The organism is Paraflavitalea soli, from assembly GCF_003555545.1.
In the GTDB taxonomy this organism is placed as follows: domain Bacteria; phylum Bacteroidota; class Bacteroidia; order Chitinophagales; family Chitinophagaceae; genus Paraflavitalea; species Paraflavitalea soli.
On record NZ_CP032157.1, the window covers coordinates 4897483 to 4923098 of the forward strand.

The following is a 25616-nucleotide window of genomic DNA, read 5'->3' on the forward strand; positions in this document are numbered from 1 at the left end:
GATCACTAGGCGGCTATTTTTTTGTTGGCAGCATTGACTATCACGCAGGGGTCCTGGCGAAGCAGCAGGCTCATAGCTTTGTACAGCTCGGGCAATTCATGGCGCATGCGGATAGGATTCTCAAAGAATACTTCCACACTTACTGCCCAAAACTCATGGTAGTTAACCCCGGCATATTCACCCAGCATGTTTCTGGCGCCCTGCTGCATAGATTCAAAGATAGGACGGGCCACTTTGGAGAAATTCTTAAATTCTTTCTTAAAGTGTTTATCTTCTTCCGTTTGCGTAATGAAGTTTACCCACGCCAATGCATGTCCCATTTCATGTAATCCTACATTACAATTAGGTGACTCACCTTTAATGCCTTTCAGGAAATTATCCCAGGATAAATAAATACCACTTAAGTCCACATGTCCCATGAAGGGACGGGAATAAAATCCATAATGGTAATCGTCCTTGATCACATAGATATCCCTGAAATAGTTGAGTTGATATTTATCCAGTCCAAAAGTGAGTTGCACAGAAGCTGCACTGATCAGGATGGGCATTTCAGCGCTTTCGCTGACCTCTATATAATGGAATTTTTTTGCCTTATGGAACAGGTAGGTGCGAAACAGGAATTTGTGTTGCTCTTCCAGGCTCAACCTGTTATAATAGCGTATATAACGGGAAACAATCGAGTGGTAAAAAGTCTCTTGTGTGAGAAAGGTCTTGTACTGACGTTTAACTAACAGGCGGTTGATCCATTCACTCACCGGATTATGGAGAATGAGGATGCTTGAAACCACCAGGAAAATGATCAGAATTTCCATAAGGGTCCATTTTTTCTTTTTGTGAATAGGTACGCGAGCCACGGATTGGTTTCACAAAGTTTGGATTAGAAAAAACGGTCTTTCGGGAGATGGAAGTTACAAGATCAATTGGGGGTTCAATTCGTAAGCGGGTATCTTAACCCGGGAACAAAATAGAAACAATAGTTGATAAATGAAAGCCCTGGCAAATAATTTTATAGCCTTATTATAATACCCTGAATTTAAACATTTTCCACCGGACTAAGAAGTATATTACGAGTCAATGTATCCTGATTTAACACCAAACACATAGCTGCATATAACTCAGGCAATTGTATTTTGAAGGAGGTAGGACGTTCAAAAAAATTCTCTACGCACACGGCCCAAAACTCTTCGTACCGGCTGGCAGCATAACGACCCAGGAAACCGCCGGAAACATCAGATTGCATATTTTCAAATACAACACGGCCAGTCTCCGAAAAGCGAATGAACCTGTTGTGAAAACCATCATCACGTCCATCGTCCACATTGAAATTCACATAAGCCAACGCATGCGCCATTTCGTGAAGACCTACATTATCTCCATCCATGTAGTTGTCGTACCCTTTGAGAAAATTGGCCCATGACAGGTAAATACCTTCGGAAGTCACATGCCCCTGGAAAGGCACGCTGTTGAAACCAAAGTGATAGTCATGATGCATTACATAAATCTTCTCAAAATGATCCATCAGGTAATGCTCCAACCCAAAAGTGAGTTGCACGGCAGTAGCACTGATCAGCAAAGGCATCCGCTCTTCAGGTTCTATTTCAACATATTCAAATTGCTTGGTGGTCATAAATACCACGGTCCTGCGAACAAATCTTTCCTGCTGCCCGGGCGGCAAACTACGATAATAAGGCATGTATTGCAGAAGTATCGCATGGTAGTCTGGCTGTCGGTCATCAAATACGGCCTTGGCCTTATGCGAATAAAAAAACAAGCGTAAGCGCCGGAATATGTGGGGGAAAAACAACCTGATCAGCAATACACTCATAAAAATGGCAAATAACCAGTTACCCATCCAATCGGCCACCTGTTTCTGCTCCCCCATCGGTGCCCTTACTGTTTTGAATGGGCTGACGGTTATACCCTGGCCAGGCCCCTCTAATGGCAGGTAAAAGGTATCCCCATTGGCACCTATGAATATATAAGTAGAATCCTGCGGCATGAGCTGTGAAAATAATCATTTCCGGTCCCCATGGTCAGCAGCGGAAGGATGCCTGTTTTCTGTTACCTTTGCCGCTCACTGATCAAAAGTGACCATTTTGAATTTGAATATTGACTATTAACTGTTTATGGATACCTGGCTGCACACACCAGCTTCAGTAACAGGTTTTGTAAACAACGCTTTGCTTCAATATTCATTGTAAACAGCATAACATAAAATAAACAATAGGCATGTACAGAACGCATACCTGTGGCGAACTACGGTTAGCACAGGCCGGCCAGGAAATAACCCTCGCCGGTTGGATACAGACGGTCAGGAAATTCGGCAGCATCACTTTCGCTGATCTGCGCGACCGGTACGGCATCACCCAACTGTTATTCGGAGAAGAATTGAATGGCCAGTTGGATCAACAACCGCTGGGCCGCGAATTTGTGATCCAGGTAACGGGATTGGTGGCCGAACGTACCAATAAGAACCCCAACCTGGCTACCGGAGATATCGAGATCAAAGTGAAAACTTTCACTATCCTCAATAAATCAGTAACACCTCCCTTTACCATACAGGATGATACCGATGGAGGCGATGACCTGCGCATGAAGTACCGGTACCTCGATTTGCGTCGCAATGCCGTGAAAAAGAACCTGGAGCTGCGCTATTCAGTAAACCGCGCCGCCCGGAACTACCTGCATGAACAGCAATTCATGGACGTAGAGACTCCCTTTCTCATCAAGAGTACGCCGGAAGGTGCGCGCGACTTTGTAGTGCCCTCCCGTATGAACCCCGGTCAGTTCTATGCGCTGCCCCAATCACCACAAACCTTCAAACAATTGCTGATGGTTAGCGGCTATGACCGCTACTACCAGGTAGTGAAGTGTTTCCGTGATGAGGACCTTCGTGCAGACCGCCAGCCGGAGTTTACGCAGATCGACTGCGAAATGAGTTTTGTGGAACAGGAGGATATTCTCAACATGTTTGAAGGAATGATCAAACATATCTTCAAAGCAGTAAAGGGAATTGACTATACCGATAAGGTGCAGCGCATGAGCTGGGAAGAAGCCATGTGGCAGTATGGTAATGACAAACCGGATATCCGCTTTGGTATGTCCCTGCTGAATATTAAATCAGCTTTCTCTGAAGAATATTCCCTGTTGGCAAAGAAAGACCTGATCGCAGGTACTGATTTCAAAGTATTCAACGATGCGGAGACGGTGGTAGCCATTGCCGTTCCCGGCTGCGCCGAATATACCCGTAAGCAGACAGATGAGCTTACAGACTGGGTAAAACGGCCACAGATCGGCATGCAGGGACTTGTATTCATCAAGTGTAATGCGGATGGTACGTACAAGAGCAGTGTAGATAAATTCTTTACGGAAGATAAACTGAAAGCCATAGCCGATGCAGCAGGCGCCAAAGCCGGCGACCTGGTATTGATACTGGCAGGCCTGGAAGAAAGAACACGCAAAGCCATCAGTGAACTGCGCCTGGAAATGGGTGAAAGATTGGGATTGCGTAAAAAAGATGAGTTCAGGTTATTGTGGGTATTAGATTTCCCGCTGTTTGAATACAGTGAAGATGACAATCGCTGGGTAGCGCGCCACCACCCCTTTACAGCACCTAAGCCCGACCAGATACAGGTGATGATCAACAATAACCCGCTTATTGAAAATGCAGCGGAGTACCTGAAGCATCCTTATGCCAATATCAAGGCCAATGCCTATGATATGGTATTGAATGGTAATGAGATCGGGGGCGGTTCTATCCGCATTTTCCAGCGCGATCTGCAGGAGAAAATGTTTGCTGCCCTGGGCATGAGTAAAGAAGAAGCCTTACACAAATTTGGTTTCCTGCTGGGTGCCTTTGAATATGGTGCACCTCCGCATGGTGGTATTGCATTCGGTTTTGACCGGCTTTGTGCGATCCTGGGTGGCAGCGAAAGCATCCGTGACTTTATCGCATTTCCCAAGAACAACAGTGGCAGGGATGTGATGCTGGATGCACCCGCAACAATTGACAATAAACAACTGGACGAATTACAGATCAAACTGAATCCTAAGGCCTGATCAAAAACGGCAGGGAGGGATTAAAAGAAGATTGCTTACAATATTCAAGGTACAAGTTGCAGTTACTGTAGCTTGTACCTTTTGTTTTTACGCTAAGGAAAAGAAGAGTAAATAGTGTCTATACTTAATCGATTAGTTTGTTACGCATACCATACATAATGAGGCCTGCAATGGTCTTAGCCCCTACTTTGGACTTCATATTCTGCCGGATGGTTTCTACTGTGCGTGGACTTAAAAAGATCTCCTTGGATATTTCTTCCGTGGTTTTGTCTTCGGCCAGCAACTTCAGTATGCGGATCTCCTTGTCGGAAAACTTAACAGGATTGGGATAGAACTGGCGTACCTGTTTTTTGGTTTGGAGCTTCGATAATACTGCTTTGTTGACCAAGTCATTAAAGTAGAAATCATCGTTCATGCAGGTGAGAATAGCCTGGTAGATCTCGTCGGGATCAGAAGTTTTGGTGAGATAGGCATTGGCGCCCATTTCCATCATTTTGGTGATCATTTCCTGGTCATCATACATGGTGAGCACAATGATCTTCACGTCGCTGTATTCTTTGCGAAGGATTCCAATGGCATTCACCCCATCTACTTCGGGCATTCGAATGTCCATCAGCAGTACATCGGGTTTCTTAAGCTGCATTTTATGCATCAGGTCCTTGCCATCTTCGGCTTCCCAGAGGATTTTTAGGTAATCCTTACCTTTCAGAGCCATTCTAATACCATCACGGAAGATTTTGTGGTCATCCGCGAGTGAAACTTTAATTACCAGTTCAGCACTCATAGTTGTAGGCGGGTTTGGCTTATTAACGGGTTATCAGGCTACATTATATCCAGGTTTGGTACAATACTATAATTGCCAGGGGGGCATTCCGCTACAAACTCACAAGGCTTCCCTGTGCAGGCAATTTCGTGTAAAAAAACTACCTGAGCTGCACAACAATAGTTAGTTGATTATTATCAATCGGAGTTTTTCGAACCGGGATATTGAATTTCTACGTCCGACCGTGTAATTACTGAACGTATATAAATGAGCAAAAGTGCGCTTGACCCTTATAATGTATCCGGTTATTTTTGTTTTGAAGTTGATTGATCGATGGATAGGCAACCTCTCACATCCAATGTCCTGAGTTACCGTCCAGAAATAATTTCCATTTATCTTATGAAAACCACCGTCAAATCCAATATCAGTCAACTTCTCTCTTCCTGTTTGTTGATGCTGCCCTGATCGCCGTTGTTGAGCGTATCCTTCCTTTAGGTTCTGATTCTACCGAAAAATAATCATCTTTTCCGGAAAATACTGTTTAAAAGCCGGGAAGCAAAAAACAGCACAATATTTGTAGCATATCCTGACCTGGCAGTCCCGTTTTTAAAATCCATTTCTCAAATAGGGTTCCCACTTATCCACATTTCAACTCCAATTGTTAATAACCCCGCGCAATCTAGTAACTCTACCTACCCTTCTTGCACATTATACGTTAGTAAAAATACTAGATATATTTCGCGCTTTTACCCATTTTTGCCTCGTACAGTTACGCTTCAATTCCTCGCAAATCCACTACCCTATTGAATTGCAGGCAATTTAAACCATTTTAGGCATGAATGCTACCCGTTGTCCACCTTTTTTTTTTGGAGGTTTTTTGGTGCTCCAAACTACTATTCTAAACCTCTAAAAACTTACTACTATGATCCAAAATGAACTCATTACCAAGCGCCCGACGGCGGCTATCGGTGAGGAAATTGGTTACGAACTGGGCACTGAATTCATCTCTAACTTCCGGAATGCCAACCCCAATGATCAACTTTCTTATGTGATTGGCAAAAACATCATCGAGCAGATCCTGGCTCAACCTGGTTGCGAAGGCATCCATTTTTACAATGCTATCAATGAGCATGGTAAAAAAACGTTGGTTTACGTAGGTATCGACAAAGACGGCAAGAACATTTTCGAATACACTGCTGTAAATAACGAAGGTAATATTACGAACGAAGCCGGCACTGTAGGCGACCGTACTGATGACGGCGGCGAGTCTTGGTGGAAATGGATCTTCGGTTGGTAAAAAAACTCTTTTTTCCTGATTACTTGACTATTAAGCAAATGCCTTTTATATTTGAGAAACTTTAAAAGGCTTTGTTTACCAAAAATATACTTAAAATATTAAGTGGATTTTCGGCAATCTTGCCCATAGTCTTTTTTCTTTTGTTCCTTAAAAGGAATAATGAAAAGAAACTATGGGTAATTTTTGCATATGTAGTACTATCTTTTCTTACAGATATTACGAATGGTTCTTTACCCAAAGATTCACAGGTAAAATTCTATTTCTTTAGTTTTTTTACGTTAATAGAATACACACTGTTTTCAATATTCCTGTATCTTAACTTCAAATCGAAAACGATAAAAGTGTTGATCCTGAGCGCCATCCCCTTATTTTATATTTTGGTGGCCTATTCCATAGTCAATAAGGATCAGTCTAAAAATTTTGACGCCATCCCGGCTTCTTTGGAATCTATTCTCATTATCATTTTCTGTGTTTGCTTTTTCTTTGAACAGATCAGGGATATGGAAATATCCTTTATCTATTCTTCCAAAACCTTTTGGATCATTGTAGCCATCCTGGTATATATGTCGGCTACCTTCTTTTTATTTATTTCAGCAGTGTTCTTATCCCAGGAGGAAAGAGCAGCTTACTGGTTCATCAACCTGATCTCTAACCTGATCAAAAACATATTATTAACCATAGCATTTATAATACCGAATTATAAGCCGCGGCCTTTAGATGAACGGCCTTTTGACGATGAGCTATTCGAGAAGCCGGCTCTCTAACCCATTAAACCAACCCCGCCCCCAAGGCGCCACCCATGTTCTTTCTGCAAATCAATAACCCCGACAGCCCTGTTTCCCTGGTACTATTCTTTGGTACAGTGGGCATGCTGGCGCTCACCATTGGGCTTATTGTATTTATTATATTCCACCAACGAAAGGTGATCCGCTACCAGATGCGTCTGCAAAAACTGGAGCAGGAACAGCAAAAAATGTTGCTGAATGCATCCATTCGCCTCCAGGAAGAAGAACGCCAGCGCATTGCTGCCGATCTGCACGATGATGCCGGCCCCTTATTGGCCACCGCCCGCCTGTATCTGAATGAGAACCTGGTCAACCTCGATAAGACCACTCAGCTGCAGAGCATTTACAACGCCAAACAGATCATTGACGATACCATACAGCTGATCCGCAATATTTCGCACAGCCTGATGCCCCCCACCTTAAAGAACTTCGGGCTCGAATCGGCCGTTAATGACCTTTTTCAGAAGATCAGCGGCTCCGGCAGCATGAACGCCAGCTGCCGCTTCCACGATTACCGCGAACGCCTCCATCCCGATCAGGAATTGATCATTTTCCGCGTTATACAGGAGCTGGTCAACAATATCCTCAAACACAGTAATGCCAGCTTCATCCACCTTACCCAAAACCTGGGTGGCAACAAATTATACATCCGCCTGCATCATGATGGCCGGGGTATCACACAGAATGATTTTGAAAAACTCAATAAAAGCAATGTGGGACTGGGATTAAAGAATATTCAAAGCCGCCTGAAACTGCTGCAAGGCCGGATATTCTTTGAAAAAGATATGTCACAAACCTATTATAAGGTAACGATTGAGATACCAAAACTGGAAGAAGAGCCGGCAGGCGAATAGATCTTACTATTTTCAACCGATAATAATCAAACGCTGAAGCATTAAATCTAATTACATTTGTGCTTCGTTATCAGCGAGTATTGAAGAAAAACAATCAATGCTATCTTCCGGAATATGCAAGGAGGAGAGTAGTGATAACGGACAATTTTCAGTAAATTGAGCTGCCAATATCATAAAAACAATGGGACCGATCAAAGTTGCTATCGCTGATGACCACAAAATTTTCCGGAAGGGTGTTATCCTGTCTTTACGTCCCTATACCAATATCAAATTTGTTTTTGAAGCAGAGAACGGACAGGAGCTTTTAGATACACTTCCCTCCGCCCCGGAACAACCCGACGTCATTCTCATGGACCTGCGCATGCCGCAGAAAGATGGTATTGAAACCACCAAAGTAGTTGCCAAACAATACCCCCAGATCCATGTCATAGCACTCACCATGTATGAGGATGAGCGTTTTGTAAGCCATATGATGGAAATTGGCGCCAATGGCTACCTCCTGAAAAGCGCCGACCCGGCTGAGATCAAGAAAGCCATCATGGAGGTCATGAGCAAAGGGTACTACCTTAATAACTTCGTAAACAGGATATTACTCAAGAAATCACATGCCCGCCAGAAAGTGGTGCCTACCCTCAATAGCGAGATCACCCTCAGCGACCGGGAAAGAGATGTGATCAAGTATATCTGCATGGAATTTACCGCCCACGAAATAGCCCAGAAACTGGAAGTAAGTCCCCGTACCGTAGAAGCCATCAAAGACAGGCTGATGGAACGGTTTGGAGCAAAAAATACGGCCGGACTGGTTTTCTTTGCGGTAAAAAACAACTTAATTGACTAATTTTAGTCCCCGCTGCTGGCATATATCAAATTACTGATCGTTTAACCCACTGATATATACAGCTAAGAAATCTCAATACCACATCAGTCACTTAACCGGCAAGGTTTCTTCTATGGAAAACCGGTTCCGAACCTATCACCATGGTAAATACCGGTATTGGCATACCCGAGGTACTCTCCTTACTGGCAATCTTATTGCCTGTTGTCCCTATTTTGATCATCTTTATCCGGCGCACCTGGCAGCAGGACATGATGATCTTCCTGGGAACCATCTGCCTGCTCGCCTTTATGCAGCACCTGATGGTGTACATTCCCAAACTGGTTCCCGTCAATACCACCTTCATCAACAGCATCTTTGGCCTTGGCGAATTTGTCTTGTTGCTGTACCTCTTCAAACTCATTATTGAGCCGCTGTGGCTACGGGAAATGATCCATACAGTATTGATCGCCTTTGCCTCAGTAGCCATTACCATCTTTGCGCTACGAGGCACAGCTACCCATGCATCCGGACTGGCTATGACGGCAGCTTTCATTCTGCTGGTGATCGCCATAGCCGCTTTGCTGCAATTGATTAGGGATAAGCAATTGTTTATTTTCCAATCGCCTATGTTCTGGATAGCAGGCGGAAATATCTGCTACTTCAGTATGTTTTTACTGACTGGGCTGGTGGGGGGAGATGAGAAAGGAACAGCGGCTTTACAACAGGAGAAAATGATCCTCCTTTCAGTGATCAATGATATTCGTTTGGCCTTTTTTATAGTGGCAGCCTATAGCGCCCGGCCCCAAAATGATCTTATCGAAGGAACTCGCCTGTAAACCAGGTAGGGGTTCTTCCATCTTATATCTTTATCTCAGGTATCTCGCCTTCAATGACGAGCCTGCCCAGTGTTTTGGAACGTATTTCTTCTACTGATACGCCAGGCGCTCTTTCGATCAGTTTAAACCCACCCTCCGGCAGTATATCCATTACTGCAAGGTCCGATACAATACGTTTTACACAATGTACCCCGGTGAGCGGCAGTGTGCAGGCAGGCAATACTTTTGATTCGCCTTTGGGATTGGTATGCATCATGGCTACAATGATATTTTTAGCACTGGCCACCAGGTCCATGGCCCCGCCCATGCCTTTTACCATCTTGCCGGGTATTTTCCAATTAGCAATATCACCCTGCTCCGACACTTCCATGGCGCCCAATACAGTAAGATCTACCTTCCCGGCCCTGATCATACCAAAGCTTTCAGCGCTGTCGAAGAATACGCCGCCGGGCAATACAGTAACCGTTTCCTTGCCGGCATTGATCAGATCGGCATCTATTGCCTCCGCCACCGGGTATGGCCCCATGCCCAGCATCCCATTCTCCGATTGCATCATAATAGAGATGCCGGCGGGAATATAATTGGACACCAGGGTTGGAATGCCAATACCGAGGTTGACATACATCCCATCACGCAGTTCCTGCGCAATACGTTTGGCAATACCGAATTTGTCCAATGCCATAGTATATAGTTTTCTATTTGTTGTGTTGGTGAAACTACCAATTACTTATTCAGTTGCTAACAGCTACTATCCAAAACCTTATCATCATCAGCTTATCTGAACCGTTCTCCTTTCGATACGCTTCTCATATTCCTTTCCTTCAAAGATCCGGTGCACATAGATGCCGGCTACATGAATATGATCGGGGTCAAGTTCTCCGGGTGCCACCAGGTGCTCCACTTCTGCAATAGTGATCGTGCCGGCCTTGGCCATAGAGGTAGAAAAATTGCGGGTGGTCTTACGGAATACCAGGTTGCCCGAGTGATCGCCTTTCCATGCTTTCACAATGGCAAAATCAGCAGGCAGCGCCTGCTCCATCAGGTACATTTTACCATTGAATTCGCGTACTTCTTTGCCATTGGCAATCTCTGTTCCGTAACCGGCAGGGGTAAAAAAGGCGGGAATGCCCATACCGGCCATTTGTATGCGGGTAGCCAGTGTGCCCTGGGGTATGAGGTCTACCTCCAGTTCGCCACTCAGCAATTGACGTTCAAATTCTGCATTCTCGCCCACATAAGAACTCATCATTTTCCTGATCTGCCGGGTCTTCAGCAACAGGCCAAGCCCAAAATCATCCACCCCGGCATTATTGGAAATACAAGTCAGGTCTTTGATGCCTTTGCGCACCAGGGCAGCAATACAGTTTTCAGGAATACCGCATAGTCCAAATCCACCCAACATAATGGTGGCGCTATCGGGAATATCATGAATGGCAGCATCAGCGTTAGCAACAACTTTATTCATAAAGTGTATGATTCATCGTTAATGATCCTGTTCTACGACCATGCAAATGGGTAGCTTACTACACAATCAGGATTATTGGGCCATCTCTGGATTGGTGTACACATCGGCTCTCCGGCGATTGGCGCGGGCGGCCATGGTATCAAACAATACCTTATTGATGTCGGGGCGACTGAGATAAAATTGAAAACTGTGGACAAACTCCTCTTTGGTGATCTTATGCACCTGGAACACCTTTTCGTACAGCTTCAAATTCTCTGTTTTGATGTCTTTTCTGGCAATAGAATCGCGTTCCAGGAATTGAGAAGAAAAACGATCGGCCTGCACCATATCCCACATTACTTTTTCCATTTCTTCGCGGGGCAACACATCACCGGGTATCTTATCCTTATTGGTACAGCCAATCAACACCAGGACCAGCAGGCAGCCCAGTAACACATACTTTATAATAGCCTTTCCCATCAACGCTTTTGTATGCTGTTTCCTCATTCCAATCATTTTAACTCCTGTTTATACGTATTGGCATTCTGGATATCAACTTTCATAAGTATCTCGCGGGCCTTTTGTCTTTCCTCAGGAGTTCCCCGCTTAAAAACACGTGTCAGCTCATTGCTCTTTCCCTGGAAAAAGAACGGCACGATCATCGTATTGGAGATATCCGTATTGAGCGTATTGATGATATTCAGTGTGTTGAGGATCGCGTTACGGCCTTCCTTTTCATTTTCATACATGGCATCCATACCCAGCCGGTAATAACTGTAAATAGCATCATGCATCAGGGTATACCGGTTGTTGGTAAGATTTTCCATCAGCCAATACCGGTTACGTAACCCATCAAACGCTTTCCAACCGGCAATATCCCGGTTCTCCGGTGCATTGTTCACAATGGCCTGGGCTTTTTGAAAATAAGGGTCCCCGCCACGCAATGCAAAAGAATCAAAATCAAGGCCCAGTATTACATATACATAATAAGCCAGGGTGGCAGTAAGGTTGGACACCAGCGGGTCTGAACCCGAAACACGGTTTTCATTAAACTCCACCGGTTGGTATTCGACGTATTTGAAGTTGAAGGACTCGTCCTGGAAATTGATGAGGGGCGATTCGTAACTGGTGTTGAATACCGGCCTGGCTGCCTGCACCGTGATGGATGCCTGGTATACATTGCCCGGAAGCGCTGCCCTGATAACGATCAGGAAATGGCAAACCACCTTTTCATTGGTTTGAAAGGTCTCATTGGTCCATTTACGATTGTTGAGGAAAGTATTGAGGGAGTTCTGCAGGGTCGAGAATATCTTTTTATCGGTTTGAGAGCTTACCTGGCTGGCATTGATACTAATGCGTGCCTGCAATTCCTGTGCAGCTGCAGTAAACTGTAGCCCGGAGATCAGTAAAACCAGTAAAAAAAGTTTATTGCGCATACAACATGTTTACAATTCTATCAACGATATCGTGGGCCACTTGTTGTTTGGGTTTTCGCTCATACGGAATTTCATTACCGCCGCGCTCAAAAATAGTGATCTTATTGGTATCGTAGCCAAAGCCTGCACCTTCGTCATTCAGGGAGTTCAGCACGATCATATCAGCATTTTTGCCGGCCAGCTTTTCCCGGGCATATGCCTGTTCGTTATTGGTTTCCAGGGCGAAACCTACCAACAATTGCCCCTGGCGCTTTTCCTGCCCGAGGGCTTTCAGGATGTCCCTGGTTTTGGTTAGCTCTACCGTCAGCGAACCAGCCGTCTTTTTGATCTTTTCCGGGTTGGTGACCGTGGGTGTAAAATCGGCCACGGCAGCCGACATCACGGCTATATCTGTTTGGGCAAAAGCCGCCATACAGGCCTGGTACATCTGGTCGGCCGTTTGCACTTTCACCACTTTAATACCTGCTACGGCTGTATTAACTGCAGATGGCCCCAGCACCAGCTGTACCTGAGCGCCCCTGCGGGCCAGTTCTTCGGCAATTGCCAGACCCATTTTTCCGGAGGAATGATTGCCTATAAAGCGAACAGGATCAATAGGTTCATAAGTAGGTCCGGCCGTTACCAGCGCCTTTTTACCCACCAGGTCCTGCTTCAAAAAAAAATGCTCCTGTATAAACTGTACGATCCCTTCTGGCTCGGCCATCCGTCCATCACCATACAGGCCACTGGCCAGTTCACCCCTTTCTACCGGTATCACTTTATTTCCGAAAGACACCAGCTTTTGCAAATTGGCCTGTGTTGCAGGGTGGTGCCACATGTCCTCATCCATGGCAGGCGCCACCACTACCGGGCAAGTGGCGGACAAATAGGTAGCCAGCAGCATATTATCACATAAACCATGCGCCATTTTCGCCAGGGTATTGCAACTCAGGGGAGCTACGATCATGATATCGGCCCAGCGGCCCAACTGTACATGATTGGACCAGGATTCATTATTGGCGAGGTCTATAACTACAGGATGCTTTGAGAGCGTGGAGAGCGTTAAAGGGGAAACAAAATCGCGTGCGGCGGGCGTCATTACTATTTTCACTTCGGCACCGGCTTTTACCAGCAGCCTGGTGAGCAGGATGGATTTATAGGCGGCAATGCTTCCCGTAATGGCCAGCAAGATCTTTTTGTCCTGGAACATATGGTAAAACTAATTTGAAAATTTGAAAATCAGCTAATTTGAAAATGTTGGTGTTCACCGCACAAAAGGCTTATTTTCAAATGCTCAATTTACCACATTTTCAAATTAACCGGGTTCAAAACAAAAAGCGACGGGATAATCCCATCGCTTACTATTTTTACCTGGCTATCTGATTAGCTAAACAGGTCGTCTTCGTTCTTACGGTAGTAGATCTTGTCATCCAGGAATTCCTGGGTAGCCAGCAAAGAAGGATTGGGCATACGCTCATAAGCCCTGGATATTTCAATCTGCTCTTTGTTCTCGTGGATCTCTTCCAGGCTATCAGTATGGCTGGCAAATTCTTCCAGCTTGTTATGCAACTCCTCTTTCAGGGAAATATTGATCTGGTTGGCGCGTTTGGCAATGATGGCAATGGATTCATACACATTGCCGGTTTTGCCTTTGATCACGTTCAGATCTTTGGTTTCCGCTGTGTTAGCGGTATTAGCGCTAATTTGTCTTCTTAACTTGCTCATTATTTAGTGACTTTACTGATTTCTTTAATGTTGTTTCGCGATATGGTAGAATAACGCTCTACTTCTTTTAATAGTTTGCTTTCCGGGAAACGGTCCACAAAATCGTTGCATTCAGTAATTACCTGTTCAAAACGGGCTGGTTTCTTTTCTTCGTAACTATTGGATGCAAACTCGAAATAGGATTTGATGATCCGGAACTTGTATTCATCACTTTTTTGTGAATCCGGAAAGTCATTCATCAAACTGGTGTAAGCGATCGCAGCCGCCCGGTATTTACCCATATTATAATATAGCTCAGCACTCAGGTGTTCCTTCGCTTCCAGCTTCATGCGACATTTATCAATGATCTCCGTAGCTTCTTTTATTCTCGTGGAACCAGCATGCGTGTTGATAAAAGTCTGCATCAACCCGATTGTCTTCTGCGTATTGGTCTGGTCCAGGGGAGTTTTGGGCGATTGCTTGTAATACGTATAGGCCCGCATATACTCCATTTCCTCTGCCCGGGGACTATTGGGGAATACCTCTACAAACTGTTTGAACAGGTTTTCGGCATTCATCCAATCACGCAGGTAATAAGCGCAATAGGCGAACTTATAGAAAAGATCTTCAAACTGCGGCTGCCCTTTCAGCAAGGGGAACAGCTCTTCATACAGTTGTTTGGCGTAATTGTACTTCTTGGCTACGTAATACTTTTCCGCCATCCGCAGTTTGTAATCATAATCATTACTCTTCTGCACTTTGGCAAACTTTGAACAGGATGCAATCCCTAAAGCGAAAAATACAATTATCAGCGCTGACTTCATAAAGGTGTGCAAAGTTAAGGTATTAGCTGCAAAATAGGAAAGGAATGTAAAATGGGATCAAACCAGTCGTTAAGATAAATATAAAACCCCTCCTTTGAACAAGGAGGGGTTATTATTATAATGTTGACAGCAAAAGTATTATCCTCTGCGGCGCAAGTTCGGATGTGGAGCAGGTACGGTGTTCGGACCTTGTTCGTTAGTTCCGTCACGCAGATCAACAGTAGTGCATTCACCACCGGCTTCACCATATTTGAAGATGAAACGATCTGAGCTAATACCTTCTTTTTCAACCAGGTAAGTGATAACTGCATTTACACGATCCCAGCTTAATTGTTGCTCGGATTTGTTGGTAGAGCAGTAACCCACTACAGCGATCTTACAATCAGGATTGCTCTTGATCTGTTGAGCTGCACTGGCCAGTAACGCTTTAGCATCGTTGCTCAGTGTAACAGATTTACCCTTGAAAGTAACACTTGGCAGGCTGCCTACGTTACAAGCTGGCTTAGCTGTCAGGTTCTTCATGGCCTCACGGAGCTCATCGCAACAAGCTGGAGGAGGACATTTACCAACACCATCAGCATCAACAGGCTGGCACTGAGTAGGTGTGATCAATTCTTTATCCTTGTAGTCAGGAACGCCATCACCATCGGTATCACGGCTTACACCATGAGAGTCAACCGGTGCACCAGCTGGTGTATTGGGTTCATTATCAAACTGATCAGTAACGCCATCGCCATCAGCATCATCCAAAACTGGTTTTGGCAGCTTCATGTGACGGGGTTTGTTGATCTCGTTGTAAGCATAATCCAGGGGATTCATCCACCACAGTGGCTCCACAGATTTGCTGCCACCGATGGCAAAGTTCAAACCAACAGAGAAGAAGTTGTAGAGATCCATATCCCTTGTTTGAGCAGTAGCGGTACGGCCGTTTTCCTGCCATTGGTTACCATCCAGCAAGTCTGTCTTGGGGAGGGTTACCTTGTCTTCAATACCCAGGCTGATTGTTTTGCTGAGCTTGAATTGCATACCGAGACCGAAGTTGAGGTTGGGACGGAAAGGCTCACCAAACAGTTTTGCCTGACCATTGTCTTCCTGACCTTCTGTTTCATACTTGCCATCCAGGATATTCTTCAAATCCTTGCGGATATCCTTACGGTCTTTATACTGGTAGCCAGAAGGACCGTATTTAGCATAAATGCTGGAGAAGTCATAAGCTGCTCCGCTGCTATTCAAGGCATCGATCTTCGTATCGAAGATCGTTCCGCCTAAACCGGCAAACGCGTAAACGTTGAATCCGGTCTTGGCCCGATGGAAGCGGATGTTATTCAGTGTGAATACAGCCTGCAAACTCGCATCGTAGATATTCGTTTTGTAATTGTAGAATACCTGTTGGTTGGTGTAAGCATTCCAGGCAGGATTCTTCGTGTAATTGGTGGAAGGCTGGAAATTAAGCCCTTTCGTGTTCAGGTAATTGAAATCACCACGTAAAGAGAATACATAACCCAGTGCCTTACGAACGTGTAAGCCAGCGCCCCAGCCAAATTTGGAGCGAACGTCACCGATTACATTACCAAGGCCGCCCTTGATACCAATTTCCCAACGGTTCCTGGGCTTAGCAGGAAAGGGATAATTGTTTGCCATAAATTCACTGTGCTGAGGTAGTCTTTTTGATGGTATTACAGAGGAATCCTGTACATCGTAGCTGCCGCCTATTTGGGCAAACGAGCCAGACGCGAGCAGGCATAGTAAGCCAAACAGACCTGTGTACTTTTTGCTTGCCATAACTAAAGTTTATGTGAAGGATTAAGAAAACCAATGTCCAAATTAGTCACAAAAATATTAATTGAAAACTAAATACCAAATTTTTTTACCCAACCACACCTGTATTATCTTGCTGTCAATCATTCAATAAGGGTCTTATATGTATGGCCAATTTACTGTCTTACTTACGAAGTAAAATAGTAATTTGCCGTTCCTTTTGCAATAAATGAAACTATCACAGGCTATACTACGCGATGAATTAGCTGAATTTGAGAAACAATTCCGGGAAGCAGTTAAAAGCCAAACGCCTTTGCTGGACCGTATTATGCGGTTCATTGTAAACCGCAAAGGCAAGCAACTGAGACCCATGTTTGTCCTCCTCGCCGCCAAGTTATGTGGCCCTGTAACCGCTTCCTCCTACCGGGCAGCCTCCCTGGTCGAACTCCTCCATACTGCCACCCTGGTACACGACGATGTGGTGGATGAATCGCTGGAACGCCGGGGCTTTTTTTCCACCTATGCACTGTGGAAAACCAAAATTTCCGTGCTCGTAGGCGATTATCTCCTGGCAAAAGGGATGCTCCTTTCACTAGACCATGCTGATTTCAGGATCCTCCAGATACTTTCCGACGCAATCCGCCGTATGAGCGAAGGAGAATTGCTGCAACTGGAAAAATCCCGGACACTCAACCTTAAAGAAGACGTCTATTTTGAGATCATAACCGGCAAAACCGCCTCCCTGCTCGCTTCCGCCTGCGCTGCCGGCGCCTGGTCGGTCACCCAAAATGAGACCACCACTGAAAAAATGCGCCTTTTCGGCGAAAAAGTGGGGATTGCCTTCCAGATCAAAGACGATTTGTTCGACTATGGCAGCGACTCCATCGGCAAACCTACCGGCAACGACATCAAAGAAAAAAAACTCACCCTGCCACTTATATACACTCTTAACAATTCTGATGCCACTACCCGCCGCAGGCTTATTTACATTATCAAAAACCACAATAAGGATGCCGGGAAGGTTCAGGAAGTTATCGATACCGTCAAGCGGGCCGGGGGTATCGAATACACCGAACAAAAGATGTTTGCCTATCGTGACGAGGCTTTGAGTATATTACAGGAATTTAATAACCCGGAAGTGCAGCAGGGCCTGGAAGAACTGGTCCGGTTTACCACAGACAGAAAGTATTAATTTGAAAATGTGATTATCAGCTAATTTGAAGCTGCCTGCTGGCAGGGAACAAATTAGGCGTGATTAGGAGTTTCCTTGCTGTCAGAGCCTGTCATTTTCAAATTTTCATTACCCGTCCCGCTTCTGCGGGATTAACACATTGGGCTATTTATCATGCAGAAACGATGGAATATACTGACAGCAGATGAAGGCAAAGTAACAGCGTTATACGAATCCCTGAAAATACATCCCGCCTTGTGTAAAGTGCTGGTACAGCGTGGTATAAGCGACTTCGCCATCGCCAAACAATATTTCCGTCCCCAGCTCTCAGATCTTCATGATCCCTGGCTCATGAAAGATATGGAAAAAGCAGTGACCCGTATCCTTACTGCCTTTGACCAACAGGAAAAAATACTGGTATTCGGAGACTATGACGTGGATGGCATCACCTCCGTGTCCTGCATGTTCAGCTTCCTGAAAAAGCACTATGACCCTGAAAAACTAGACTTTTATATCCCCCACCGCTACCGCGAAGGGTATGGCATTTCCAAACAGGGTATTGACTTTGCTGCCGAAAACGGATTTACCCTCATTATTTCCCTGGATTGTGGCATCAAATCCGTCGATCTGATCGCTTATGCCAAGGAACTGGGGATTGATTTTGTGGTGTGTGATCACCACACCCCGGATGCCATCCTTCCCCCGGCAGTAGCCATCCTCAATCCCAAACAATCGGATTGCCCTTACCCGTATAAGGAACTTTGTGGCTGCGGGGTAGGCTTTAAACTGATCTCGGCCCTCACCCAACGCCTGGGTCTTCCGGCAGCAGAAGCTGAGGAATACCTCGACCTCGTAGCCACGGCCATCGCTGCCGATATTGTACCCATGACCGGGGAAAACCGGATCCTTGCCTTTTTTGGGTTAAAGAAAGCCAATGAGCGCCCCAATTATGGCATCAGCGCCCTGAAGTTGCTCAGCAAACTGGAATCGGCCCTGTTTATCAATAGTCTCGTATTCATGATAGCGCCCCGGGTCAATGCCGCCGGGCGCATGGACGATGCCCGCAAAGCAGTGCAGATGTTCATTGCTTCCAGCGGAGAAGAAGCCCATCAATACGCCGAGATGCTGCATTCGGACAATACCAACCGCAAAGAAGCCGATAAGAACATTACCGATGAAGCGCTGGCCCTTATAGAAGGCAATACCGAATTCCTGCAACGCAAGTCAACGGTCATCTATCAACCCCACTGGCACAAAGGCGTAGTAGGTATCGTAGCCTCCCGGCTTATCGATCATTATTACCGCCCTACCATCGTACTCACACAATCCGGTGAATACGTGGCAGGTTCTGCACGCAGTGTGGCCGGCTTCAATGTATATGAAGCCATTCACCAGTGCAAGGACCTCCTGCTGGGCTACGGCGGTCATTTTTATGCGGCCGGTATGACCCTTGAACCGGGCAATGTGGATGCCTTCCGCGCCCGCTTTGAAGAAGTAGTGGCAGCTACCATCACCCCCGACCTGCTGATCCCGGAGATCATCATCGACGGGGAGATCCCATTCAAAGACCTGAAACCGGCTTTTTACAACATCATTCACCAGATGGAGCCCTTCGGACCGGATAACCTGAAGCCGATATGGGTGACCAAAAATGTAATGAACAGCGGTTATTCAAGAGTGGTGAAAGACAACCATATTAAATTCTCCCTGCGGCAGGACAATATTCTGTTCAATGGCATTGGGTTCAATATGGCCCGTAAGTTCCACCTGCTGCAGGAACAAAAGCCACTCGATATCGTTTTCACCCTCGATGAGAATGTGTGGAATGATGAAAAACATTTACAACTAAAAGTAATTGACCTCAGGCTCTCTGAAGCATAAGAACTGGAACGACTAAAATAAAGAATGCCGGACGATCTTACCCGTCCGGCATTCTTTTATATCTCTTCTATGTCATTTCTCTTCTATGTCATACCTCTTCTATGTCATTTCGACCGCAGGGAGAAATCCCGCAAAGCGGGACAGGTTCTGCTATCGAAGCAATAGATTCATTACTGCGCTTCTTCTGCTACAGCACTCCCCTTCTTTTCTCCACCCATCAGTTCTACACTGCGGTTAATGAAGTTGGTGAGGTTGCTTCCTTTCAACAATCCCTGGGATAACAAGGCGAGGTCGGCCAGGTTAAGCACTGTCTTCGATTGCTTTTCCTGATCATTTTCCGCCAGCACGCCCTGGTATATCGGGTGGTTACCATTTACTGTAAGTGTAACCTCATCCGGCATATTGGCGTAAAAAGCACCCATGGGTCCTTGCATGGCCGCCATGTCTTTCATCCGGCGCATGAATTCAGGACGGGTAGCCACCACAGGAGGAGCTTCCACACTCAATCCTTTCACTTCCACGGTTACGTGCAGGTTGGCCGGCTGTATATTGAACAGGTCTTTCAGCTTGCCTTCATCATCTTTGCTCAGTACAGACGCTGTATTTTCCTGCTTGTCGATCAGGTTATCAGCAATATCTGCATCCACCCGGTTGAAATGTACATCACTCCATTTCTGCTCCATCTGGTTGAGGAAGGCAGCATCGACCATCGTATCCAGCTTCACAACAATATAACCTTTGGCTTCGGCAGTTTTAATATAGGCATCCTGTTGTACAGGATCGGTCGTATAGAGGATCACCAGTTTGCCATCCTTGTTCTTTTGCAAGGTTTCGGTGGCCAGGCGCAGTTCCTCCAGTGTATAGAATTTCTTTTCGCTGGCAGTGGAAGAAGCAGTTTCAAAAATGTGAAACTTATTGGCTTTCTCCTGGAACTTGTCGTCCGTCATCATCCCATACTTCACAAACAATCCCAGGCTATCCCATTTATCTTCAAAAGAAGCACGGTCTTTATTAAAGATCTCTTCCAGCTTGTCCGCTACCTTTTTGGTAATATGGTTATTGATCTTCTTTACATTGGGATCGCCTTGCAGGTAACTGCGGCTCACGTTGAGCGGAATATCCGGTGAATCGATCACACCATGCAACAGCATCAGGAATTCCGGTACAATGTCCTTCACCTCATCTGTTACAAATACCTGATTGCTGTACAACTGGATCTTGTCTTTCTGAATTTCATAGCTCTGCTTGATCTTCGGGAAATACAGGATACCCGTCAGGTTGAACGGATAATCCACATTCACATGGATCCAGAACAAGGGCGCCTCATGATAGGGATACAATTCTTTGTAGAAGTTCTGGTAATCTTCGGGCGTCAGTTCAGAAGGCTTGCGTGTCCAGGCAGGCTGCGTATTGTTGATCTGTGCAGGTGCGGGACTATCTTCTTTCTTTTCTTCCCCGGCCTTTGGCTCAAAGAAAATGGGCACAGGCAGGAAGCGGCAAAAACGGCGCAATACCGCTTCAACCCTTGCTGATTCCAGGAACTCTTTGCTTTCCTCGTTGATATACAATACGATATCTGTACCGCGGTCGGCTTTCTCCGTATCCTCGATCGTATATTCAGGACTGCCATCACACTCCCAGCGTACAGCCGTAGCGCCTTCGCGGAAACTTTTGGTAAAGATCTCTACCTTATCACTCACCATAAAGGCGGAATAAAAGCCAAGACCAAATTTCCCGATGATATTGTTCTCGTTCTGGCCCTTGTATTTTTTTACAAACTCTTCGGCGCCACTGAAAGCCACCTGGTTAATGTATTTTTCCACCTCTTCGGCAGTCATACCCACGCCCCTGTCGGAGATCGTGATCGTTTTTTTCTCAGCATCCAACTTGATGTCTATCCTCAGCTCACCAAGTTCTCCCTTGGCCTCACCAATGGAAGAAAGCGTTTTTAGCTTTTGGGTGGCATCCACCGCATTACTGATCAGCTCACGAAGGAAAATATCGTGATCGCTGTACAGGAATTTTTTAATGATGGGGAATATATTCTCTGTTTGTACCCGTATCGTTCCTTTTTGCATATAATAAGCAGGTTTTGTTCAGTAGCCACCAAAGAAAATGCCAGCCACCCAAACCGGTAAAAATGTCAGTTTGATAAAGATCAGATTCGGCAAATTTATTGTAACTTAAGACTTGTCATCAGCTCTTTCTTTCATCAGTCAGGTTGCTCACCAGCCAGGATCATTTTCCTCCCGCCAATTCCTGCTTTTGGGTATAGCAACAACCGGCCGCTCACTGCCATAGCGACATTAAAGCGGCATTACAGGGACGTTTTACCGCCTTCACAACGAACTTTTAGCGGCCTTTCAGCGACCTCACAGCGACCTTTTAGCGACCTTATAGCGATATACCTTCGTATATCCTTCGCTTATAAGCCGTTGTACTGCCGTATATCAGCCGCGTAGACCCCAGGTCGGTCACCCGCACCAACCTCCGCCAGACCTACCAATACCCAATCACCTGAAAAAAAGCACTGTTGAAAACTTCCGTGTATCCATAACATTAAGGTAATGTTCCCCCAATTATCTTTGACGCGTACAACCCACCCTCAACTCCCCATCCAATCCTGTGGAATAGATCCTGTTCCAGTCAGTACCCCATCACCGTTAATCAAAAACTATTACATGAAAAAAAGCTACTTGATCATGCTGGCATTCCTATGCCTGGCAACCCAACCACTGCGGGCACAGGTAAGTATTACCAGTACCACTTACACCCAAAATTTCGATGGCCTGGCTGCTTCCGGCACCAACAATGGCTGGACCGATAACACCACCATTACCGGTTGGTATTCATCCAGAACTACTTACAATGCCAGCGCCGGAACCTCCAATACCGGATCACTCTACAGTTTTGGCACCGGCACCGACCCCGAAAGAGCACTGGGTTCAGCTGCCTCGGGTGGCACAGGCACCGTGTACTATGGCGTTCGCCTGAAAAACTTTAGCCTGCAGAGCATCAGCTCCATCCGGGTAAAATACCGGGGTGAGCAATGGCGCAATGGCGGCAATGCCGCTGCGCAACCCCTCAGCTTCGCCTGGCTCTCCGGTGCCACCGTCACCAGTCTTACCGCACCAGGCTACACAGGTGTACCCGCCTTAACCTTTACCAGCCCCGTCACAGGCGCAACTGCCGCCGCGGTAGACGGCAATGCCAACTTTACCAACCTCGATTTTACCCTTACCGGTCTTTCTGTAGGCTCAGGCCAGGAGATCATGCTTCGCTGGGAAGACATCAACGATGCCGGTAATGACCACGGATTGGCCATTGACAGCCTCGATCTTACTTTTACATTTAGTGTTGATACAGATCCTCCCACCATCACCAGGCTTACCCCTTTGAATCGATCCGTAGGTGTACCACAAAGCGGACTATTTACCATCGCCTTCACTGAAAATGTGGCAGTGGGTATGGGTAATATTTATGTTCAACTGGCATCCGATAACAGCATCGTACAAACCATTCCCGCCGCCAGCGCTTCCGTTACCGGCAACGAAGCCTCCTTCCCTGTAAGCGGTCTCCTTCCCCTTACCGATTATTATATCAAAATGGATAGTGGCGTATTTAATGACTTTGCAGCTAATGCATTCCGTGGTATTACCGATAGCACTTATTGGCGTTTTCAAACCCAGGGCCCCGGCGGCAGCTTTAGCTATTCTTTCAATACCTGCGCCAACCCGGCCCTGGATGGAGGGTTTACCCAATATAGTTATGAGACCGGTAATGCCGCCGATTCTATCTGGGCATGTTCCGATTTTGGCAGGGGCAGTGGCAAAGCCCTGCAAATGAATGCCGGCCTTACAGCCCTCCCCAACCAGGATTGGTTGATATCGCCCGCACTCGATCTCACTGCTTATAATATTCCGCTGTTGCGCTTTTATAGCCGCACCCGCTTTGAAGGGCCCGGCCTGCAATTAAAAGTATCCACCAATTATAGTGGTTCCGGTGATCCCGCCCTCGCCACCTGGACCAGCCTGGCTGGTAAATTCCCCAATGAGAACAGCGATGTATGGACATTGTCCGACAGCATCAATCTGTCCGCATACAAACAGGCAGGCGTATACCTGGCCTGGGTGTATACTTCCACTTCCCTGGAAGGCCCACGCTGGAGCATTGATGATGTGCAAATCTTCAATGCTGCCACAGCAGCCGTCCCTTACGCCAAAGTATTCAACTATTATAAGAACCTTGGGGTAGCTTCCACCGGTAGTCCTTCTCCCTGGAGAACGATTGACTATGAAGCAGCCGATATTACCAACAACCTTACCATCACTGCTCCGGCAGGCTTTGAAGTATCGGCAGATGGCACCACTGGTTCAGGCTCCATTGTATTAACTCCTGCACAGGCCAACGGCGCCCATACGTTTTACACACGCCTGGCGCCCCTTGCCAACAATGCAGACTATGCCGGCGTGATCACCCTGGATGCCACCGGCCTGTCCCGCAGTTTCCCGGTATTTGGCAGTTCTCAAACAGGAACCAGCACACTGGATATCATTTGCTGGAACGTAGAATGGTTTGGCGGTTCACAGGGCCCTACGGATAACGATCTTCAACAAACCAATGTACAGCAGGTGCTGCAAAACCTCGGCGCCGATGTATATGCCCTGGAAGAAGTGGTCGATACCCTGCGCCTGAAAGCCGTGGTAGATAACCTGCCCGGGTATGCTTATAAAATATCTTACTACACCTCCTCTGCGCCCGACCCCGGCAGCGGCAACTATGCCACCGGCCAAAAACTGGCACTCGTGTACAAAACAGCTGTACTGAGCAATGTGAGCGCCCGCGGATTAATGCAATCAAGCCCCTCGGCCAGCTCCAATTGGGCCAGTGGTCGCTTTCCCTTCCTGGTCAATGCAGATGCTACCATCAATGGTGTTACCCGGAATATCAACTTCATTGTGCTGCATGGAAAATCGGGTGATGCACTCAGTGATTACAATGCACGCAAAGCCGGCATCGACGAATTGAAAGACACCCTTGATGCCCAATTCAGCACCGCCAATGTGATCATACTCGGTGATTATAATGATGACCTGGATATTTCTATCTCAGCTCCTGCCGGCGGTGGACCTGTTTCTTCCTACACTACACTCATCAGCGATTCAACCGATGCCGATAGCTACAAAGCGCTTTCGTTGCCACTGAGTAAGGCAGGACTGCGGAGCACCAAGGCCAATAGTGATGTGATTGACCATATGGTCGTATCCAATGAATTGCAGGCAGTATTTGTAGCAGGTTCCATACAACTGCGCAAGGATATGGAAGATGTGATCACCGATTATGCCATCACTACTTCCGACCACTACCCTGTAATAGCCCGTTTCGACCTCAGTGCTTTACTGCCCGTAAGATTATCAGCCTTCACGGCTGTAAGGAAAAACGATCAGGCAGAACTGAACTGGAAAACAACACAGGAAAACAACAGCAAGGAGTTTATTGTAGAAAGAAGCGCAGACGGCGTTCACTTTACAGCGATCGGAAAAGTAAAAGCAGGTGGCAATACAACCACCACTATCCGGTATACTTTTACAGATGTACAACCATTGCAGGGCAACAATTATTACCGCCTTAACCAGGTAGACCTCGATGGCCGTGCAGAACTATCTGCTATCGTGAAACTAGTAATGGGTAAAAACTTCTCCCTGAGTTTTGGTCCCAATCCCGTCACCAACACCTTAACCATTAATATCCAAAACAACCCTGCACCCTTGAGCATCCAGCTTACGGACCTCAATGGCCGTTTGCTCAGGCAGCGCAACCTGTCTGCAGCCACTGGCCAAACCGTTGACTTCAAGGTAAACAGCCTATCCAAAGGAATGTACCTCCTGAAGATCAGCGGAGCCGATGGCACGAGGACAGAGAAGATCATGATCAAATAGATCAACCAATAAAAAATGGCCGGTAACGGGTGAGCCCCCCAACCGGCCATTTGCTTTTATATTTTCAAC

The 25616-nt window shown here is 46.3% G+C and carries 21 protein-coding genes; 9 read left to right on the forward strand and 12 right to left on the reverse strand.

The genetic code is table 11. The annotated features are described in order from the left end of the window. Positions 1–5: 5 nt before the first annotated feature. The gene (locus D3H65_RS18325) at positions 6–812 is read right to left on the reverse strand and encodes a zinc-dependent peptidase (RefSeq protein WP_119051701.1); all 807 of its coding nucleotides are present in this window, start codon (positions 810–812) and stop codon (positions 6–8) included. A 221-nt stretch (positions 813–1033) separates the two neighbouring features. After that, on the reverse strand, positions 1034–1999 hold the full coding sequence (locus D3H65_RS18330; RefSeq protein WP_119051702.1) for a zinc-dependent peptidase: 966 nt from the start codon (positions 1997–1999) through the stop codon (positions 1034–1036). Positions 2000–2229: 230 nt separating this feature from the next. Between D3H65_RS18330 and aspS the strand changes: the two genes are divergently transcribed. After that, positions 2230–4059, forward strand: a complete 1830-nt coding sequence (gene aspS, locus D3H65_RS18335; RefSeq protein ID WP_119051703.1) for an aspartate--tRNA ligase — start codon at positions 2230–2232, stop codon at positions 4057–4059. Between the two features lie 124 nt (positions 4060–4183). On the opposite strand, the gene D3H65_RS18340 is transcribed toward aspS, so the two are convergent. Then, positions 4184–4843, reverse strand: a complete 660-nt coding sequence (locus tag D3H65_RS18340; protein ID WP_119051704.1) for a response regulator transcription factor — start codon at positions 4841–4843, stop codon at positions 4184–4186. A 901-nt stretch (positions 4844–5744) separates the two neighbouring features. On the opposite strand from D3H65_RS18340, the gene D3H65_RS18345 reads away from it, so the two are divergent. From D3H65_RS18345 to D3H65_RS18365, 5 genes are all read left to right on the forward strand, one after another. Further along, positions 5745–6119, forward strand: a complete 375-nt coding sequence (locus D3H65_RS18345) for a hypothetical protein (protein ID WP_119051705.1) — start codon at positions 5745–5747, stop codon at positions 6117–6119. Between the two features lie 140 nt (positions 6120–6259). Further along, positions 6260–6883, forward strand: a complete 624-nt coding sequence (locus tag D3H65_RS18350; RefSeq protein ID WP_162915708.1) for a hypothetical protein — start codon at positions 6260–6262, stop codon at positions 6881–6883. Positions 6884–6918: 35 nt separating this feature from the next. Then, positions 6919–7758 (forward strand): sensor histidine kinase, encoded by an 840-nt coding sequence (locus D3H65_RS18355; RefSeq protein WP_119051707.1) that lies wholly within the window; start codon positions 6919–6921, stop codon positions 7756–7758. A gap of 181 nt (positions 7759–7939) precedes the next feature. Further along, on the forward strand, positions 7940–8596 hold the full coding sequence (locus D3H65_RS18360; protein WP_119051708.1) for a response regulator transcription factor: 657 nt from the start codon (positions 7940–7942) through the stop codon (positions 8594–8596). 140 nt (positions 8597–8736) lie between these two features. Then, the gene (locus tag D3H65_RS18365) at positions 8737–9411 is read left to right on the forward strand and encodes a hypothetical protein (RefSeq protein WP_119051709.1); all 675 of its coding nucleotides are present in this window, start codon (positions 8737–8739) and stop codon (positions 9409–9411) included. Between the two features lie 22 nt (positions 9412–9433). On the opposite strand, the gene D3H65_RS18370 is transcribed toward D3H65_RS18365, so the two are convergent. The 8 genes from D3H65_RS18370 to D3H65_RS18405 form a co-directional block, all read right to left on the reverse strand. Continuing rightward, entirely contained in the window at positions 9434–10093 is a 660-nt protein-coding gene (locus D3H65_RS18370; protein WP_119051710.1) for a 3-oxoacid CoA-transferase subunit B, read from the reverse strand. Between the two features lie 87 nt (positions 10094–10180). Then, the gene (locus D3H65_RS18375; protein WP_119051711.1) at positions 10181–10876 is read right to left on the reverse strand and encodes a CoA transferase subunit A; all 696 of its coding nucleotides are present in this window, start codon (positions 10874–10876) and stop codon (positions 10181–10183) included. 72 nt (positions 10877–10948) lie between these two features. Further along, the gene (locus D3H65_RS18380; RefSeq protein ID WP_162915709.1) at positions 10949–11362 is read right to left on the reverse strand and encodes a DUF4296 domain-containing protein; all 414 of its coding nucleotides are present in this window, start codon (positions 11360–11362) and stop codon (positions 10949–10951) included. A gap of 5 nt (positions 11363–11367) precedes the next feature. Further along, positions 11368–12291: a type IX secretion system protein PorD gene (porD, locus tag D3H65_RS18385; RefSeq protein ID WP_119051713.1), complete on the reverse strand. Its 924-nt coding sequence runs from the start codon at positions 12289–12291 to the stop codon at positions 11368–11370. Continuing rightward, on the reverse strand, positions 12281–13480 hold the full coding sequence (gene coaBC, locus D3H65_RS18390) for a bifunctional phosphopantothenoylcysteine decarboxylase/phosphopantothenate--cysteine ligase CoaBC (RefSeq protein WP_119051714.1): 1200 nt from the start codon (positions 13478–13480) through the stop codon (positions 12281–12283). Before coaBC ends, porD begins: the two co-directional genes overlap by 11 nt. Before the next feature lie 173 nt (positions 13481–13653). Next, a complete protein-coding gene (locus tag D3H65_RS18395) occupies positions 13654–13995 on the reverse strand; it encodes a DNA-directed RNA polymerase subunit omega (protein ID WP_119051715.1) in 342 nt (113 codons plus the stop codon). Then, positions 13995–14798 (reverse strand): outer membrane protein assembly factor BamD, encoded by an 804-nt coding sequence (locus D3H65_RS18400; protein ID WP_119051716.1) that lies wholly within the window; start codon positions 14796–14798, stop codon positions 13995–13997. Before D3H65_RS18400 ends, D3H65_RS18395 begins: the two co-directional genes overlap by 1 nt. A 138-nt stretch (positions 14799–14936) precedes the next feature. Then, positions 14937–16580, reverse strand: coding sequence for an OmpA family protein (locus D3H65_RS18405; protein WP_119051717.1), 1644 nt, complete (start codon positions 16578–16580; stop codon positions 14937–14939). A 205-nt stretch (positions 16581–16785) separates the two neighbouring features. On the opposite strand from D3H65_RS18405, the gene D3H65_RS18410 reads away from it, so the two are divergent. Continuing rightward, on the forward strand, positions 16786–17748 hold the full coding sequence (locus D3H65_RS18410; protein WP_119051718.1) for a polyprenyl synthetase family protein: 963 nt from the start codon (positions 16786–16788) through the stop codon (positions 17746–17748). A gap of 153 nt (positions 17749–17901) precedes the next feature. Beyond that, positions 17902–19608, forward strand: coding sequence for a single-stranded-DNA-specific exonuclease RecJ (gene recJ, locus D3H65_RS18415; RefSeq protein ID WP_119051719.1), 1707 nt, complete (start codon positions 17902–17904; stop codon positions 19606–19608). Between the two features lie 170 nt (positions 19609–19778). Here recJ and htpG read toward each other — a convergent pair whose 3' ends face one another. Further along, positions 19779–21686 carry a molecular chaperone HtpG gene (htpG, locus tag D3H65_RS18420; protein ID WP_119051720.1) on the reverse strand — a complete coding sequence of 636 codons (1908 nt, stop codon included), beginning with the start codon at positions 21684–21686 and terminating at the stop codon, positions 19779–19781. A 603-nt stretch (positions 21687–22289) separates the two neighbouring features. Between htpG and D3H65_RS18425 the strand changes: the two genes are divergently transcribed. Then, positions 22290–25547, forward strand: a complete 3258-nt coding sequence (locus D3H65_RS18425) for a T9SS-dependent choice-of-anchor J family protein (RefSeq protein ID WP_162915710.1) — start codon at positions 22290–22292, stop codon at positions 25545–25547. Positions 25548–25616: the final 69 nt, after the last annotated feature.